This window comes from Pantoea sp. S18 (assembly GCF_045689705.1).
GTDB lineage: Bacteria > Pseudomonadota > Gammaproteobacteria > Enterobacterales > Enterobacteriaceae > Pantoea > Pantoea symbiotica.
In genome coordinates this window covers 893533-910030 of the sequence record NZ_CP142689.1, presented here as the reverse complement: position 1 = coordinate 910030, position 16498 = coordinate 893533, and the positions used below count along the sequence as shown (strand labels likewise).

The 16498-nt window shown below is 56.2% G+C and carries 15 protein-coding genes; 4 read left to right on the top strand and 11 right to left on the bottom strand.

Annotation, left to right across the window (positions count from 1 at the left end):
• Entirely contained in the window at positions 1 to 855 is an 855-nt protein-coding gene (locus VIJ98_RS24120; RefSeq protein ID WP_323271748.1) for a helix-turn-helix transcriptional regulator, read from the bottom strand.
• A 115-nt stretch (positions 856 to 970) separates the two neighbouring features.
• Between VIJ98_RS24120 and VIJ98_RS24115 the strand changes: the two genes are divergently transcribed.
• Both VIJ98_RS24115 and bamA read left to right on the top strand, forming a co-directional pair.
• Positions 971 to 2380 carry an MFS transporter gene (locus tag VIJ98_RS24115; protein WP_008108065.1) on the top strand — a complete coding sequence of 470 codons (1410 nt, stop codon included), beginning with the start codon at positions 971 to 973 and terminating at the stop codon, positions 2378 to 2380.
• 195 nt (positions 2381 to 2575) lie between these two features.
• Positions 2576 to 5008 carry an outer membrane protein assembly factor BamA gene (gene bamA, locus VIJ98_RS24110; RefSeq protein ID WP_323271747.1) on the top strand — a complete coding sequence of 811 codons (2433 nt, stop codon included), beginning with the start codon at positions 2576 to 2578 and terminating at the stop codon, positions 5006 to 5008.
• A 269-nt stretch (positions 5009 to 5277) separates the two neighbouring features.
• Here the strand turns inward: bamA and VIJ98_RS24105 are convergent, their stop codons facing one another.
• The 7 genes from VIJ98_RS24105 to VIJ98_RS24075 all read right to left on the bottom strand — a co-directional run bounded on the left by VIJ98_RS24105 (position 5278) and on the right by VIJ98_RS24075 (position 12294).
• Positions 5278 to 6360 (bottom strand): sn-glycerol-3-phosphate ABC transporter ATP-binding protein UgpC, encoded by a 1083-nt coding sequence (locus VIJ98_RS24105; RefSeq protein ID WP_323271746.1) that lies wholly within the window; start codon positions 6358 to 6360, stop codon positions 5278 to 5280.
• A 3-nt stretch (positions 6361 to 6363) separates the two neighbouring features.
• Positions 6364 to 7308, bottom strand: a complete 945-nt coding sequence (locus tag VIJ98_RS24100; RefSeq protein ID WP_323271814.1) for a carbohydrate kinase family protein — start codon at positions 7306 to 7308, stop codon at positions 6364 to 6366.
• The gene (locus VIJ98_RS24095; RefSeq protein ID WP_323271745.1) at positions 7308 to 8147 is read right to left on the bottom strand and encodes a carbohydrate ABC transporter permease; all 840 of its coding nucleotides are present in this window, start codon (positions 8145 to 8147) and stop codon (positions 7308 to 7310) included. Before VIJ98_RS24095 ends, VIJ98_RS24100 begins: the two co-directional genes overlap by 1 nt.
• Positions 8137 to 9045 carry a sugar ABC transporter permease gene (locus VIJ98_RS24090; protein WP_323271744.1) on the bottom strand — a complete coding sequence of 303 codons (909 nt, stop codon included), beginning with the start codon at positions 9043 to 9045 and terminating at the stop codon, positions 8137 to 8139. Before VIJ98_RS24090 ends, VIJ98_RS24095 begins: the two co-directional genes overlap by 11 nt.
• Before the next feature lie 9 nt (positions 9046 to 9054).
• Positions 9055 to 10302: an extracellular solute-binding protein gene (locus VIJ98_RS24085; protein ID WP_323271743.1), complete on the bottom strand. Its 1248-nt coding sequence runs from the start codon at positions 10300 to 10302 to the stop codon at positions 9055 to 9057.
• 583 nt (positions 10303 to 10885) lie between these two features.
• A complete protein-coding gene (locus tag VIJ98_RS24080; RefSeq protein WP_323271742.1) occupies positions 10886 to 11503 on the bottom strand; it encodes a LysE/ArgO family amino acid transporter in 618 nt (205 codons plus the stop codon).
• Between the two features lie 101 nt (positions 11504 to 11604).
• A complete protein-coding gene (locus VIJ98_RS24075; RefSeq protein WP_008108838.1) occupies positions 11605 to 12294 on the bottom strand; it encodes a B3/4 domain-containing protein in 690 nt (229 codons plus the stop codon).
• A gap of 43 nt (positions 12295 to 12337) precedes the next feature.
• Between VIJ98_RS24075 and VIJ98_RS24070 the strand changes: the two genes are divergently transcribed.
• Complete coding sequence (locus VIJ98_RS24070; protein WP_323271741.1) at positions 12338 to 12940, top strand: XRE family transcriptional regulator; 603 nt, start codon at positions 12338 to 12340, stop codon at positions 12938 to 12940.
• 38 nt (positions 12941 to 12978) lie between these two features.
• On the opposite strand, the gene VIJ98_RS24065 is transcribed toward VIJ98_RS24070, so the two are convergent.
• The 3 genes from VIJ98_RS24065 to VIJ98_RS24055 form a co-directional block, all read right to left on the bottom strand.
• Positions 12979 to 13293 carry a multidrug efflux SMR transporter gene (locus tag VIJ98_RS24065; RefSeq protein ID WP_008108836.1) on the bottom strand — a complete coding sequence of 105 codons (315 nt, stop codon included), beginning with the start codon at positions 13291 to 13293 and terminating at the stop codon, positions 12979 to 12981.
• A 95-nt stretch (positions 13294 to 13388) separates the two neighbouring features.
• The gene (leuE, locus tag VIJ98_RS24060) at positions 13389 to 14027 is read right to left on the bottom strand and encodes a leucine efflux protein LeuE (RefSeq protein ID WP_008108835.1); all 639 of its coding nucleotides are present in this window, start codon (positions 14025 to 14027) and stop codon (positions 13389 to 13391) included.
• Positions 14028 to 14079: 52 nt separating this feature from the next.
• Complete coding sequence (locus VIJ98_RS24055) at positions 14080 to 15387, bottom strand: aminotransferase class I/II-fold pyridoxal phosphate-dependent enzyme (RefSeq protein ID WP_323271740.1); 1308 nt, start codon at positions 15385 to 15387, stop codon at positions 14080 to 14082.
• 217 nt (positions 15388 to 15604) lie between these two features.
• Here VIJ98_RS24055 and VIJ98_RS24050 point away from each other — a divergent pair, with 217 nt between their 5' ends.
• On the top strand, positions 15605 to 16498 hold the full coding sequence (locus tag VIJ98_RS24050) for a dihydrodipicolinate synthase family protein (RefSeq protein ID WP_323271739.1): 894 nt from the start codon (positions 15605 to 15607) through the stop codon (positions 16496 to 16498).

Genomic DNA, 16498 nt, shown 5'->3' with positions numbered 1-16498 from the left:
TCAGGGATTGATCAACTGCTGTAGTGCCGCGGCGCTGGTTTCATCGTCCGGCACATACACCAGCAGGCGATCGCCGTTGCGCGACGCTGACCACCAGTTATTTTGCCGCAGCGTCAGTTCACCCACTTCGTCGCGGTAAAAGCGTTTGACGCGATTCTCCACCTGGCCCAATTCATAGCGCTGCCAGGTGTGCGCAAACTCATCTGAACTGTTTAACAGGCGGGCAAGAAAGCTTTCCCAGTGCGGATCGCCAAGGTGCTCGCCCATCTGCCCGCGAAACATCGCCACCATCTGCGGCATCACTTCATCCCAGTCACTGATGGCTTTGCGCCATGCGGGATGATTGAATGCCAGCCAGATGCAGTTGCGATCTTCCAGCGCGATCTCGCCCAAATCCACGCCCATCAAGGCACACCACGCGGCGTTATAGCCGAGGATATCAAAGCGCGGTGTCTCAATAATTGCCGGTAACTGGATAGCGTCGAGCATCTGCTGATTGTGCGCAGCAATTTTGCAGCAGGCTGCCACCACGCGCACCGATGGCAACGCATGTCCCGCAAGCGAAAACAGGTGCTGCGTTTCCACATCGTTGCACTGCAACGCGCTGGCAATCGCCGTCAGGGTTTTCGGCGAGGCTTTAATATCACGTCCCTGTTCCAGCCACGTATACCAGGTCACGCCAACATCCGCTAACTGCGCGACTTCCTCACGGCGTAAACCCGGCGTGCGGCGATGGCGCATGCGCGGCAAACCAAGCCGATTAGGATCGAGGTTTTCGCGGCGCGTGCGCAGAAAAGTGCCAAGTAATTTGCGGTTGTTTTGTTCGGTGGTAACAGGCGCAGATGCCAGGCTCATAAGCAGATCCTTCGACAAGACGGGTAGTATTTATACCATGATAAACAAGAACTGGTACCCGTTTAATGGTTAGGTGATGCTATGCCGTACTGACAGCAAAAACAAGGTAAAACCGATGCAGACATCGCAACTTCAACGCACAGGATTGATGGTCCTGCTTGCCGGGCAGCTGCTGCCCATGATTGATTTTTCTATCGTTAACGTAGCGTTAGACGCGATGGCCCACACGCTGCAGGCCACGGCGATCGAGCTGGCGCTGATCGTCGCGGTCTACGGCATCGCCTTTGCCATCTGTTTGGCGATGGGTGGGCGACTCGGTGACAATTACGGTCGCCGCCGCGTGTTCCTCGCCGGAGTATGGATCTTTGGTATTGCATCTTTATTATGCGGCATCGCTAACAGCGTTGGCCTGTTGATGTTTGCTCGGGCGCTACAAGGCGTGGGCGCGGCCTTTATCGTGCCGCAAATTCTCGCCACGCTGCACATTACGTTGAAGGGCAGAGCGCATGCGCGCGCCATTGGTTTGTACGGCGGCATTGGCGGGCTGGCGTTTATCATCGGTCAGGTGCTGGGCGGATTTCTCATCAAAGCGGATATCGGCGGCTACGGCTGGCGCAGCGTGTTCCTGATCAATCTGCCGATTTGCCTGTTTGTGCTGATCACCGCGCGCCGCTTTGTGCCGGAAACACAGAACACCCAACGCGTGCCGGTGGATGTCAGTGGCACCTTGCTGCTGGCGGGCGCGATTGGCTGCCTGATGCTGGCACTGGCGCTCGGTCCGCTGCTGCATTGGTCGTGGCCGTGCATCTTGCTGCTGGTGCTGTTCCCACTGTTTCTGCATCGTTTGCGCCAGAGTTCGCTGCGTCTGGAAGCGGCCAACGGCGCGCCGCTGCTGCCGCCTTCACTGCTGCGTCTGCCGAGCGTGCGATTTGGTCTGACGCTAGCGGTGCTGTTCTTCTCCTGCTGGAGCGGCTTTATGTTCTCGGTCGCGCTAACGCTGCAGGCCGGTTTGGGACTGACGGCGTTTCAGTCCGGGAATGCGTTTATCGCGCTGGGCGTGGCCTATTTTATCGGGGCGATGCAATCGACGCGTATCGTTGAGCGTTTAGGTAAGCGCGGTGCCTTGCTGATGGGCTGCGGTATTCAGATGGTTGGTTTGCTGGCACTGATCGCCACGCTTCAACTCGCCTGGCCGCAGGTCGGTATCTTCACACTGATCCCCGCGACAGTACTGATTGGCTTTGGTCAGTCGTTTATCGTCAGCACCTTCTATCGCATTGGCATGAGCGGCGTGCCGCATCATCAGGCGGGCGCGGGCAGCGCGGTGCTGTCAACGGTACAGCAGTCGGCGCTGGGTTTAGGCCCGATGCTGCTGGGCGGTGTGTTCACGCAGATCTACACGCATGGCAATCATCTGGCGGCAATCACCGGTACGCTCGGCGTTGAGCTGGTGATGATGGCACTGCTGGTGATTTTCACCAGCCTTAATCGCCGCACCTTTCAGCCGGTAACGGCAGAAGGGTAATTCTTGTGAGCAGATTTCAGCAGGAGCTTTCCACCTTATTGTAAAACAACCGAAAATCCGTGGGTCGCGCTGAATTTACCTTTGGCTCAGCGGTCTTTTTTCCGGAACATATCGCCGCAGTTAACGGGCTGAACCGCGTGTTCAGCCCGTTTATTATGTGGTTCAGGCACAGGAAAAACGGCAGGCTCACAACAGATGAAGAAGATGTTAACCGGGTTACTTTTCATGGTAACCACCACCGCCTTTGGTGCAGATGATTTCACCCTAAAGGATATTCACTTTGCTGGGCTCCAGCGCGTTGCACCCGGCGCGGCGCTGCTGCCTATGCCGCTGCGTATTGGCGACCGCGTCAATGATGATGATATTCGCAACACCATCCGTGCGCTGTTCGCCACCGGCAATTTTGAAGATGTGCAGGTGCTGCGAGATGGCGATGCATTGCTGATTAAAGTTAAAGAGCGCCCGGCGATTGCCAGCATCTCGTTCTCTGGCAACAAAGCGATTAAAGAGGATCAGCTCAAGCAGAACCTTGATGCCTCGGGCGTGCGCGTGGGTGAAGCGCTGGATCGCACCACGCTGGCGGATATGGAAAAAGGGCTGGAGGATTTTTATTACAGCGCCGGGAAATACACCGCCAGCGTCAAAGCGGTGGTCACGCCATTGCCGCGCAATCGCGTCGATCTGAAGTTCATTTTCACCGAAGGTGTGTCAGCAAAAATTCAGCAAATTAACATTGTGGGCAACCGAGCTTTTTCATCGGATGAACTGATTTCGCATTTCCAACTGCGCGATGATGTGCCGTGGTGGAATTTCATCGCCGACCAGAAATATCAGAAGCAGAAACTCTCGGGCGATTTAGAGACGCTGCGCAGTTATTATCTTGATCGCGGCTACGCACGATTTAATCTCGATTCCACACAGGTCAGTTTAACGCCGGATAAAAAACATCTTTACGTTACGATAAATATTCATGAAGGCGATGTTTACCATGTTAGCGGCGTAACGCTGACGGGAAATATGGCTAGCTATTCCGCCGAAATTGAAAAACTGGCGCAGTTGCCAGCGGGCACCTTATACAGCGGGGCAAAAATCACTGAAAACGAAGAGGCGATTAAAAGCCTGCTCGGTCGATACGGCTATGCGTTCCCGCAGGTGAATACCCAATCGGAAATTAACGACAGCGATAAAACCGTGCAGTTACACGTTAATGTCGATGCCGGGCGACGCTTCTCGGTGCGACAGGTGCGTTTTTCAGGCAACGACACTTCGAAAGATGCGGTGCTTCGTCGTGAAATGCGTCAGATGGAAGGCGCGTGGCTGGCGAGCAATCAGGTGGAGCAGGGCAAGGCAAGGCTTAATCGTACCGGCTATTTTGAGAGCGTAAATGTCGATACACAGCGCGTGCCGGGCAGCCCGGATCAGGTTGACGTGGTGTACAAAGTGAAAGAGCGCAATACCGGCACTTTCAATGTTGGATTGGGCTACGGCACCGACAGCGGCATCAGCTATCAGCTTGGCGTCAGCCAGGATAACTGGATGGGCACCGGCAACACCGTAAGTTTTAGCGGCACGAAAAACAGCTATCAAACTTATGTCGAAATCGCCGCCACCGATCCCTATTTCACTGTGGATGGCGTCAGTCTGGGCGGCAAGCTGTTCTATAACGATTACAGTGCCGAAGATAACGATCTTTCCGAATACACGCTGAAAAGCTTCGGCGCGGGCAGCACCTTAAGCTTCCCGATCGGGGAAAACAGCAGCGTGAACAGCGGGCTGGATTACGTCTACAACCGCGTCAGCAATATGGCGCCGCAGGTGGCAATGTGGCGTTATCTGGGTTCGCAGGGCATTCATCCAAAAGTCATCACCAGCGATGACGACGATGACGATGCCACCGTTGCAGACAAATTTACCGCCAACGATTTCTTCTGGAATATTGGCTGGAGCTACAACTCACTGGATCGCGGCTTCTTCCCTACCTCGGGCGTGAGCGCCGGTTTCAACACCAAAGTGACGATTCCAGGTTCCACCAACAGTTATTACAAAAGTACGCTGACCGCCAATGGCTACTTGCCGCTGAGCAGCGATCATCGCTGGGTGCTGATGGGTCGCAGTAAAGCCGGTTACGCCGACGGCTTAGGCGGCAAAGAAGTGCCGTTCTACGACAACTTCTATGCCGGCGGCTCCAGTTCGGTACGCGGATTCTCCTCCAACACCATCGGGCCAAAAGCCGCCTATTACCGCTGCAGCGGCAGCGAAAGTAGCTACGGGGCTTGTCCGGTAGAGAAATCAGATGATGCGGTGGGCGGCAATGCGATGGCGGTGGTAAGCGCAGAACTGATTGTGCCAACGCCGTTGGTCAGCGAGCGCTATGCCGATTCGTTGCGTACCTCATTCTTCGTCGATGCAGGTACAGTTTGGGATACCGGCTGGCAAAACACTGCGGCCACCAAAGCGGCGGGGATTCCTGATTATGGTGATCCGAGCCATATTCGCGTGTCGAGCGGCGTGGCTTTGCAATGGCAGTCACCGCTGGGTCCGCTGGTGTTTTCTTATGCGTTGCCGATTAAGAAATATGAGGGCGATAAGTCGGAGCAGTTCCAGTTTAATATCGGTAAAACCTGGTAGCTGTAGTTAAAGCGTTAAATGGTGAGATGAGTTTTACATTATCTTTAAACGGTGAAGACAGAATAAATTAGCCAGCAGGGTAAAATAGCTGTCGTGAAATGCTTAAGGAATGAGTGTTCGCGAATATCGTTGTTATGCATCTGATTAATTGTATTTCGCCACCCAGAGTTGGGTGGCTTTTTTATTTGTTAGAGTGGTCGCCATAAATGGCGACCCTACAAACCGGCCTTCGTAAGGTCGCCATTTATGGCGACCTTATAAACAGACGATCACGATTCGATTAAACGCATTCCCGTCTCTGCATCAAACAGATGAATCTTCTCGGCGTTAAAGCCCAGCATAATGCTGTCGCCGCTCACCGCCGCGTGGCGGCCAGCGATCTGCATATGCAACGGCTGACCGTGCCATTCGAGATGCAATAAAGTGGATTCGCCGGTGATCTCCACCACTTTCACCAACGCCGCTGCATCACTGTTGGCTTCCAGCAGATCGTGCGGACGCACACCAAGCGTCACGGCTGCGCCTGCACGCTCGCGCGCCGCCGCTTGCCAGCGCGCGGGCAGCGGCTGCCACAGATCCTGACACTGCACGCCGGACACGCCATCGCGGTCGATCAGCTGTGCCGGTAACAGGTTCATCGGCGGTGAGCCGATAAAGCGCGCGACAAAGGTATCCGCCGGACGATCGTAAATTGCCAGCGGCGCGCCTTGCTGCACGATGCGGCCATCTTTCATCACCACGATTTGATCGGCCAGCGTCATCGCCTCAACCTGATCGTGCGTCACATAAACCATGGTGGTTTTGAAACGCTGATGCAGCGATTTGATCTCGGCGCGCAACTCCATACGCAGCTGCGCATCAAGGTTCGACAGCGGCTCATCGAACAGGAATACTTTGGGATTTCGCACCATCGCGCGGCCCATCGCTACACGCTGACGCTGTCCGCCCGACAACGCGCGCGGATAGCGTTGCAGCAGCTTATCAATGCCGAGAATTCCGGCGATGCGCGCGATTTTGCTCTGCTGCTCCTCGCGCTTCACCTTCTTCACCTGCATGTGAAACGCCAGATTCTCCGCCACGGTTAAGTGCGGATAGAGCGCATAGCTCTGAAACACCATGGCGATATCGCGGTCGGCCGGATCGCGGTCGTTGATCTGCACTTTATCCATCAGGATTGCGCCATCCGATAAGCTCTCCAGCCCGGCCAGCAAACGCAGCAACGTCGACTTCCCACAACCGGATGGGCCCACCAGTACGGTAAAACTGCCATCAGGAATGGTGAGGTCGAGCGGGTGCAGCACCGACTGTTTTGCGTAGCGTTTGGCCACTTTTACGAGTTCAACACTGGCCATAATTTAAAACTCCTGGGAAAGTTGCAGTTGATGCCAGTCGGGATAACGACGCGGCAAGGTGCTGATAGCCAGTGACGCCACCGAAATACCCCATTGCAAAGCCGTATTGAGATCTTGCTGATGCAGCAGGGCGGTAAGAAATCCAGCGTTAAAACTGTCGCCCGCGCCGATGGTATCCACCACCGTGACCGGACGCGCAGGCTGACTCACTGCATGTTCGGCCTGCCAGCAGCGCGCGCCCTGCGGGCCGCATTTCACCACGCAGCCGCCGCGTCCGCTCAGCTGTTGCGCCAGCATGTGCGCGCTGGCAGGCAAGTCGTCTTTCGCCGCCAATCCCAGCGTTTCCACTTCATTGAGCAGCAGCCAGTCACACAGCGGCAGCCATTGCGTGACCTGCTGACGCACCTCGTCCGTCCAACCCTGCGGCGGCCAGCCGGTATCAACGGCGGTGATAAAACCGCGCTGCTGTAGCTCTGAAAGCAGCGCCGGATATTCGTCATACAGATGCAGGCACAAGAAGGTGCCGCACAGCAGCACGATATCGCCGTCAGCCGCTTTAGCAGGCAGTTGATCCAGCACATCCTGCGCGGTGAGTTGCACGATATGGCCGAGATTACTCAGGAAGGATCGCTCGTGATCCGAATGCGTCACGCCAACGGTTAGCGAGGTTTCGCAGCTGTAGCGCGTCCAGTGCGCGGCGCTGTGCGGAAAATGACTCGCCAGCCAGGCGCTCAGGCCATCATCGCCCTGATTAGCCACCGCGCGATGGCGCACCTGCATCGCTTCCAGCGCCAGCGCGCAGTTGCCCGCCGATCCGCCGGGACGCAGTTCGCTGTGATTCAGCATCACTTCGGTGCCGCGCTGCGGCCAGTTATCCAGCGTGCCCATGATCAAATCGACATTAATATTGCCCACCACATACAACGTGGCGGTGAGTTTATGTTCCATCATCCTTTACTCCCGCCACTGGCAAGGCCGCTAACCAGCGTCTTTTGCAGCCAGATGGCAATAAACAGCGGTGGCACCGACGCCAGAATGCCGACGGCAGCGATCAAGCCATCATCGGTGGCGCGCCCGGCGGTGAATCCGGCAATGGTGACCGGCAAGGTTTGTGCGGCGATATTGCTGGTAAACAGCAGCGCATAGAAAAATTCGTCCCACGCCAGCAGCCAACCAAACAGCGCGGCGGCACCCAACACCGGCTTCGCCAGCGGCAGCGTAATGCGCAGCAACACTTGCCAGACGCGCAGGCCATCAAGGCGCGCCGCCTGTTCAATATCCTGCGGCAGCGTATCGAACTGGTTTTTCAGCATCCAGGTGAGGAACGGCAAAATCAGCGAGCAGTAGACGATGATCAATCCGGGCCGCGTGTTGAGCAGATCGAACTGCTGTAACAGGAAGTAGAGCGGTAGCACGAACGCCACCGGCGGCACCATATAGATGGCGAGTGAGGCGAACAGCCAGCCGTCGCGCCCGCGATAACGTGAGAAGCTGAACGCCGCCGGAATCGCCAGCAGCAAGCAGATGATTGTCGCGCCCGTGGCGACTAACAAACTGTTGCCTAGCGCATGCAGGAACAGCACGCCGGGCTGGCCTGGCTCCAGCGACAACAGCTTGCCGTAGCGGGTGAAATCCCACTGGCGCGGCAGCCACTCGAGCGGCACGCGGGTGAGATCGCTGGCGGCGCTGACGCTCATCAAAAACAGCCAGCCCATCGGTGCTAACACCGTAAACGCCACCAACAGCGCGGCGGCGTATTTGCCAACATGGCGCATTTTAACCTTCATGAGCGCTTCCTTTGCGGCGCTGCCGCCACAGTAACAACATGTAAAGCGTGATCAGCACCGCGCACAGCATGGTCATCAACATGGCGTAAGCCGCGCCGCTGCCGGCCCGCAAGTAGCTAAACGACTCCTGATAAACGTAGAAACTCAGGGTTTTGGTGCTATCGACCGGCCCGCCACGCGTCATCACGTAGATGATGTCGAAGATTTTGAAGGCGTCGATGGTGCGCAGAACCAGCGCCACGCTGAGCGGGCCAACAATCGCTGGGAAGGTGATGGCACGAAAACGTCGCCACGCCGATGCGCCATCCAGCCGTGCGGCTTCAAACAGATCGTCGGGAATTGATTGCAGTGCCGCCAGCACCAGCAAGGTCACCAGCGGATAGTTTTTCCAGATATCGGCGAACATCACCGCGTTGAGCGCCGAATCCGGCGAACCCAGCCAGCTGCGATAGCCATCAATAATGCCCAACTGCGTCAGCAGCGCGTTGATGCTGCCGTAATCCGGATTGAAGTTCAGACGCCACATCATGGCGTTAACGATGGTCGGCAGCGCCCAGGGTAGAATCACCAGCACGCGCAGCAGGTTGCGACCGGCGAATTTCTGGTTCAGTAATAACGCCACCAGCACGCCGATCGCACCCTCAATCGCCACCGAGACAACGGTGAAATAGAGCGTGCGCCACAGCGAGCTGCGGAAATCCGCATCGGTGATCGCAAACAGGTAATTTTCCAAGCCAATCCAGCCCGGCGCTTCACCGCTGCCAATCAGGGCGGCATCGGTGAAACTTAGCCAGATAGTGCGTAACAGCGGCCATGCGGTGAGCAACAGCATCACCAACAGCATGGGTGCCATCAGCACCCATGCCTGCCGTTGTTCGCGTTGACGCAAACTCAGCATTGTTGCCCCTTAGCGCAGACGCGCCGCACTCTTATCTACCGCTTGCAGCGCGGCATCTGGCGTTGCGCTGCCAACCAGCACCTGCTGCAACTGCTGCTGCAGCGTGTTGGAGAGACGCGAATAGTCGGCGGTTTCCGGACGCGACAGCATCACGTTGAGCGACTTATCCGCCGCCGCGATCAGGCTTTCCTGGTTTTTCAGCACCGCCGGATCCTGATACGAGCTTTTCCAGATCGGCAGACTCAGCGTGGCGTATTTGTTCTGCACCGGCTGCGAAGTCATGTAGCTGATGTATTGCCATGCCTGATCCGCGTGGGTGCTGCCTTTGGTGATGCCAAGGCCCATCGAACCGTTTACGGCACCGAATTTGCCCGGCGCATCGCCTGGCGCAGGAACAATGCCCACCTGACCGGCGACCTTACTTTGCTTCGGATCGTTGGCCATGTTGTACATGTATGTCCAGTTGAGCGCGAACGCCGCATCGCCATTAGAGAAGGCTTTACGCACATCTTCTTCCAGATATTCGCGTGAAGCCGGATTGCTCAAGCCTTCATCCAGCGAGCTTTTCATCAGCTTCACCGCTTGCAGCGAGGCCGATGAGGAGAAATCGAGTTTGTCGTTGTTATAGAATTTTCCGCCAAAACCCGATACCAGCGTGGTGTAATCGCACACCAGCGCTTCGGCCTGCGACCAGCTCCATACCAGCGGATATTTCACGATGTTCTTTTGCTTGATGATGCGCGCGTCATCCATTACCTGCTGCCAGGTTTGCGGCGGCGTAGTGATACCGGCTTTTTCCAGCATCGCTTTGTTGTAATAGAGATATTTGGTATCGAGGATCCAAGGCATACCGAGGGTTTTGCCTTTGAACTCCACGGTGTTCATCGCGCCAGGGAAAATCTGCCCCTTTTCGTCAGCGCTGATGCGGCTGCTGACGTCCTGCAACAGATCGAACTTGGTGAATTCTGCTGGCCAGATGGCATCGAACAGCACCACATCGTAGCCGTTACCGCCCGCGCCACGCGCCGCGACAATTTTGTCGTGCAGCGCTTCGTACGGCACAAACTCAAGATTAACCTGCACGTCCGGGTGCGCTTTCTGAAACTCCTGCGTCATGGCGCGGATATCATTTTCGCTATACGCCGCCTGCGTCATAAACAGCGCATTTAACGTGGTTGCCGCTGCCGCGCTGCCCACGCTGGCTAACAGAACCGCTGCAAAACATCCTTTTATGACTGGGTTGAATCGGATTTTCATGGTGTTTTCCGCCTTGATGCAAAAAGAGGGTGTTTTATTAAATCAATTTGATGGATTTAATAACGCGCACAGGTTGTCAGGTTGCTGCGGCTGACATCGGTTAGCTAAAGCAATTGACGTGCCAGGGCATAAATCTCGTTTGCCACTGGACACTACTTTGCACAGAATTTTGCTGCTGTCAGGTAAACAGGTTGTAAAATGTGTGGGTGATCATAGATATTCGTGTGGGTTTGAAAGCGGGCAGTTGTAATAGTTGGCGATAACCTTTTTTACAGGATGCATTGTTTAAGTGCAGATGCTTCGTGATTTGCTACATGAACGCGCATTCCACAGCGGAAAATTAGCGTTATCAGTAGCGGGTTAGGATGAGGTTTTCGGCTGTTAGCTTAGATTTCATATATTCATGCCGCGCCTTGGGCGAGTATTTATTAGGCTGGATGAACAACGTTACTCTGTGCGACTCACCTAAAAATAACGTTTAGTCCGCTATGAGCGAACAGCAGACGTTTACATAGCAAACATTTCTAAATGAGTATTTTGTCAAAAGTGTCCTGTTAGCAGCAGGCCGAGTCTGCTGCTATTTTCATTGAATGGGGTTCGCAATAAGCATAACGCTCAGAGACAGCATAAACAGAGCTATCGCAGCATCAAGCACGCGCCATGCTATTGGAGTGCGAAAGACCGGCTGAAGAAACCGCGCACCAAACGTCAGAGTGGTGAACCACACCACGCTGGCAATACAGGCTCCCAGGCCAAACATCCATTTCCCTGCACCGGGATAGCGAGTGGAAAGGCTGCCAACAAGCACCATGGTGTCCAGGTAAACGTGTGGGTTCAAAAAGGTGAAGGCCATACAGGTCAGGAGCACTTTTTTACGACTTCCAGCACTTTCATCTGCGGGTTTAAGAGACTCCGTACCCTTTACGGCACGCCACGCGGCCATCAGCCCGTACACAGCCAGAAATGCTGCGCCAGCTAACCGCAGAACCTGAAGCAGGCCCGGCCATGCCTGTACGAGCCTACCAATGCCTGCCACACCCGACAGGATGAGCGTAATGTCACCCAGAGAACAGATAACCACAACCAGCCAGACAAAGTTACGCTGGAGCCCCTGACGCAGGGCAAACGCGTTCTGTGCACCGATAGCCATAATAAGGCCGGCACCGGTAGCAAAGCCGGCAGGGATTGCAGATAAATACATAGGTCACTCAGAAATAATGTCAGAAATGAGGACGCGGACGACGGTTGCGCCCGCGCGAAAAAAGCATCACATACAGACCTGCTCGGGAGCAGAGGCAGGTATCAGGCTGTTTCAATAAGCGACAGGTTGTACTGCAGGCCTGGCATCATTGCCTCCAGACCGTCTGTCAGCATTTTCCCGGCTTCGTGCAGTGTTTCCAGCGGCATCTCAGGCAGGCTTTCCAGAATGAACCACATGTGTTTATCAGCGGCGCTCAGTCGCGTTCGCACACCCTGCCGCCAGTTCCAGCGACGGCAGGTGACACCCGTGTCATCACACCACACCACTTCCCCTTCATCCGGATATTCAGTGGCGGCTTGCCCTTCCTTCATCGTATCAAACGGTTCGCTACCACTGGCGATGATAAGACGTGGGTTGCCGCTGTAAGCATCCAGGTTTTCGCCGCCGACAGGCACGGCGTAGCGCAGGCTGACCGCATTATACAGGTCTACCACCGGATCCAGCCCCGACATGGAGCCATCGCGCAGCACGCGTTTGCGCAGGGCCTCCGCCGAGCAGGGCGTACGTTTAGGCTTTGCTCCAAAAGCACGAAAAACGTCAGACCAGGCATTCAGATGGGCGTCCGCCCAGGCTGGCTGACCGGCGAGCACGTCTTCACAGGCTCTGCGCAGCGCGGTTTCTCCGACGCTGCCGTTTACTACCGGAGCGGCAGTTACGCTGATGCTCAGCGCACGGAAGCCTGGTGCCATATGCGCAACGTCAGGGCTGATTGACGGATGTGCTGTTAACATAAGATAATCCTGTAATGACCGTTTTAACCCATGATAATGACCAGTGAACAAAAAAGTCAATATAACGACCGATTCGGGCGCTGACGCTTCCGTTATCAATGAAGCCCTCTCTGCTGCCGTCAGGCAGTACCGTAGCCAGAAGAAAATGTCGCTGGACGAGCTGTCACGTCTGGCGGGAGTGAGCAAAGGGATGCTTGTGGAAATCGAGGCCTGCAGGGCCAATCCCAGCATTGCGCTTCTCTGCAGACTGGCAGCGGCCATGGGCGTTTCCGTAGCCGACATCGTTAACGTTGCCAGCAGTCCCTGCGTGCGCATTATCACTGCAGAGGATATTCCCTGCCTGTGGCGTGGTGAGCTCGGAGGCAGCGCGCGCCTGCTCGCCGGCACTAGCGGCCCCGATATGGTTGAACTCTGGGAATGGAAAATGCATCCCGGTGAGACTTTTGAAACCGGATCACACGCTACCGGTACACATGAGCTTCTGCACGTTGTGCAGGGCTCCCTGCACCTGACCGTGGGGGAAGAAAGCTTCACTATCGGCAAGGGGGCGGCGGCAGTGGCACGGACTGATAAACCCCACAGCTATACCTGTGAAGGTGATGATCCGCTAATTTTTACCATGACAGTCAGCGAACGGGCGCGCTGAAAAAAGGGATGGCCGGAACCATCCCGGACGTCAGCCCGTCAGGACGCTAGTTTCATCATGATAAGGCCGGCAAGGATGATAGCCGCTGCCAGAATACGCATTGGGGAGGCAGGCTCGCCCAGGAAATACAGCCCGGTGATAAACGAGCCCACCGCACCGATTCCGGTCCAGATGGTATAGGCCGTCCCCAGTGGAAGGGAACGCATTGCTGTTGCCAGCAGCGCAAAGCTGGCTATCAAGCCGGCCACGGTCGCGAGCGTATAAAGGGGGCGCGTGAAGCCTTCCGACAGCTTCATTGAATACGCCCACACCACCTCAAGCACGCCTGCAGCGACCAGTAATATCCACGCCATAGTGACGTCTCCTTTACATTACCGGGTCGTCCCGTCAGAGGCCATCATTGTGCGCGGGTCGTCCCGACACGGCCGAATTAATAAAGCGGTTTCTTTTATCCCTGTGCAGCGGCAAGGCGCGCCGCAAAGCCTATAAACAGCAGCCCGGTGAGAGAGTTACCCATCCTGACCAGGCGTCTTCGTGAGCCCAGCCAGCGGGCAACTGCCGCGCCGGCTATCAGTAAAAATGTCATCCATGACAGGCTGATAAGCTGCAGCACGGCCCCCAGGAGACTGAACGCGGCCGCACTGTGCTCCGACGCCGGGTCGATAAACTGAATAAAAAACGAGACGTAGAACAGAATCGACTTCGGATTCGTTATGCTCAGCATAAACGCCTTCAGAAAGTAGTTTTCTTTCCTGACAGCCGGAACGCTAGAGTCCTTAAGGGGCTGATGCAGGGCAGACCAGATAATTTTTATTCCCAGCCAGCTCAGAAATAGCGCGCCCAGATATTTCACGGCGGTAAAAATGTGCGGGCTCGTCTGGATAAGGGTGGCTATGCCGGCCCAGGCCAGAAAAATAAGAAACACGTCTCCGAGCACCACGCCGGCAACCCCACGGTACGCGGCGCGCATTCCCCGGCTGATACCCGTGCGCAGTACATAAAGGCTGTTGGGACCCGGGATCATAACGATAACCACCGCACCGGCGAGGAACGTCCAGAAATTCACTACGCCATAGTCATGAAACATTGCTTACCTCATTAGCTGCGTTTGCAAAAAAACACCGAATCCGGGACGCCAGTCAGATCGGGACGATTGAATTGCCTGACTCACGCAGTGCGTCTGTCAGATCCTGCGCCAGGGCGTCGCACTGCTCATCACTCAGCACGCCGGGCGTCAGGCGGATAGCGTGCCCCGGATCCGTGAGATAAAAGCCAGCGCCTGCGCGTATAAGCCAGCCGCGCGCTTCCATCAGCCTGATGAGCCCGGAAGGTTCATGACAAAGAGGAAGCCAGACGTTAAGTCCGTCATATTCCTGCAGAGCCATAACGTTGCGCGTGCGAAGCGCGGCAAGCAGGGCATTGCGTCTGTCCCGGTACAATGTTGCTGCCTCATTGACTTTTCGTACAACATCCGCTGATGCCAGAGCTTCTTCTGTCATGTCCTGCAAAATATGACTCACCCAGTGTGTGCCTGAGGCCATACGCCGGCTCAGCCTCTCAGACGTATCGGGGTTGCAGGCAACCAGCGCCAGTCTGAGATCTGGGCCAAAGAATTTTGAAACCGAACGGACGATGGCCCAGTTTCGCGTTTCAGCGGCAATCACATTCTGGTATTCGCTCCCTGAAAGCAGCGAAAAATGATCGTCAACGATAACCATGACGTGCGGGAACCGGGCCAGCACGGCCCTGATTTCCGACGCACGTTGCGGGTTCAGGCTGCACCCGGTGGGGTTGTGGGCTCTGGGAGTCACAATCACCACCTGCGCTCCGGCTTCCAGAGTCTCCTGCAGCGGGCCGGGGAGCAGGCCGTCCCGGTCTACAGGCACGCCGGCAGGTACATAACCCAGGCTGCGGATGGCATTAATGCTGCTCAGAAAGCAGGGCTCCTCAACCGCAATTTTCTCGCCAGCCGTCAGGTAGCCAGTAATCAGGCGCTCAATAGCGTCTACTGCTCCGTGCGTCAGTCCGAGGCCAAACATGCCGGGCGCGTCCGGACAGAACCACTCGCGGCCTGCTTTCTCAAGGCCCGGATTAATGACACTCCCGCCATAACTGCGGGGTGTCAGGCTGACGGCCTGCAGCAGCGATGCCACATCCGGCAGTGCGGAAGGTTCCGGATTGCCGCCGGATACGTCAATCAGGTGAGTCTGACGGGCGGGGCCTTCCTGTTCCGGCACGTCTTCAGCCTGTGATATGGTCGTGCCGTAGCGCCCGTTAGTGACCGCAATGCCTGCGGCCGCCAGCTTTTTATAGGCTGAAGCAACGGTATTGCGGTGCACGCTAAGCTGTGCGGCCATCTCCCTGACGGGCGGCAGAGCATCACCAGGATGAAGTTGCCCCGTACGAACTTTCTGTCTGACGGATTCAAATATTTCCGATGCTGTCATTTTCTCTGTTCCGGCCTCAACCGGCCTTCGTATTTGCGGATTAACCAGTGCGGGTCTTCTGCCTCTGACTGACGCCAGTTGCTGAAAACATAAACCGGAGATAATGATAATGCCTCGCGGCATTATACTTTTTTGACTCAACATTGTCATGTGACAATGTTTTTTTCTACTGCTATGCTCGCCAGTACTCATCCCAATGACTCTGCAGGAGCACATTATGTTTACCGGTCTGAGCGCCTTTCCGCTTACTCCCGTTACACCCGCCGGCTTTGACGAGCACGGTTTTATCCGCATTCTTGAGCGCATCACGTCAGCCGGTGTCGATTCCATCGGCGTTCTCGGATCAACGGGCAGCTATGCCTACCTGACACGTTCGCAGCGCAGCCACATATCGGATATCGCAAAATCGCATGCGGGTAATATCCCTGTGATGATCTGCGTAGGGGCGGTCAGCACCGATGAAGTGCTGCGGCTGGCCGATGACGCACAGGCGGCCGGCGCGGATGCGCTGCTGCTGCCGCCTGTGTCGTACCAGACGCTCAGGGACGATGAAGTTTTTGGCGTGTTTGAGACGCTCACACAATACGTTTCAGTGCCGGTCTGTATCTACGACAACCCCGGCACAACACATTTTGAATTTTCAGACGAGCTACACGGGCGCATTGCCACATTGCCCGGTATCAAATCCGTAAAAATTCCCGGCGTTCCACCTTCGCCGGAGGATGCTCTGGCACGCGTAAAGCGCCTGAAAGCAAAACTGCCTGAAGGGGTGACCGTTGGTATCAGTGGAGACGCCAGCGCCGCCAACGGTCTTAATGCCGGCTGTGAAGTCTGGTACTCCGTTTGCGGCGGCCTGTTCCCGCATGTCGCCAAAGAAATGACCGACGCGGCGGCACGGGGAGATCGCGAACGCGTAGTACAGCTCAGCGAGCGTCTGCAGCCGCTCTGGGACCTGTTCCGCAAACACGGCGGCAGCATCCGCGTGATGGCAGCAGCTGCGGGCGTGCTCGGGTTGACGGAGGCTGATTGCCTGCCGCGTCCTCTGCGTCCCCTGTCCGCTGATGATTTTGCAGACGTTGCTGCCGTTATCAGCCGCCTCGGTCTGAGGTAA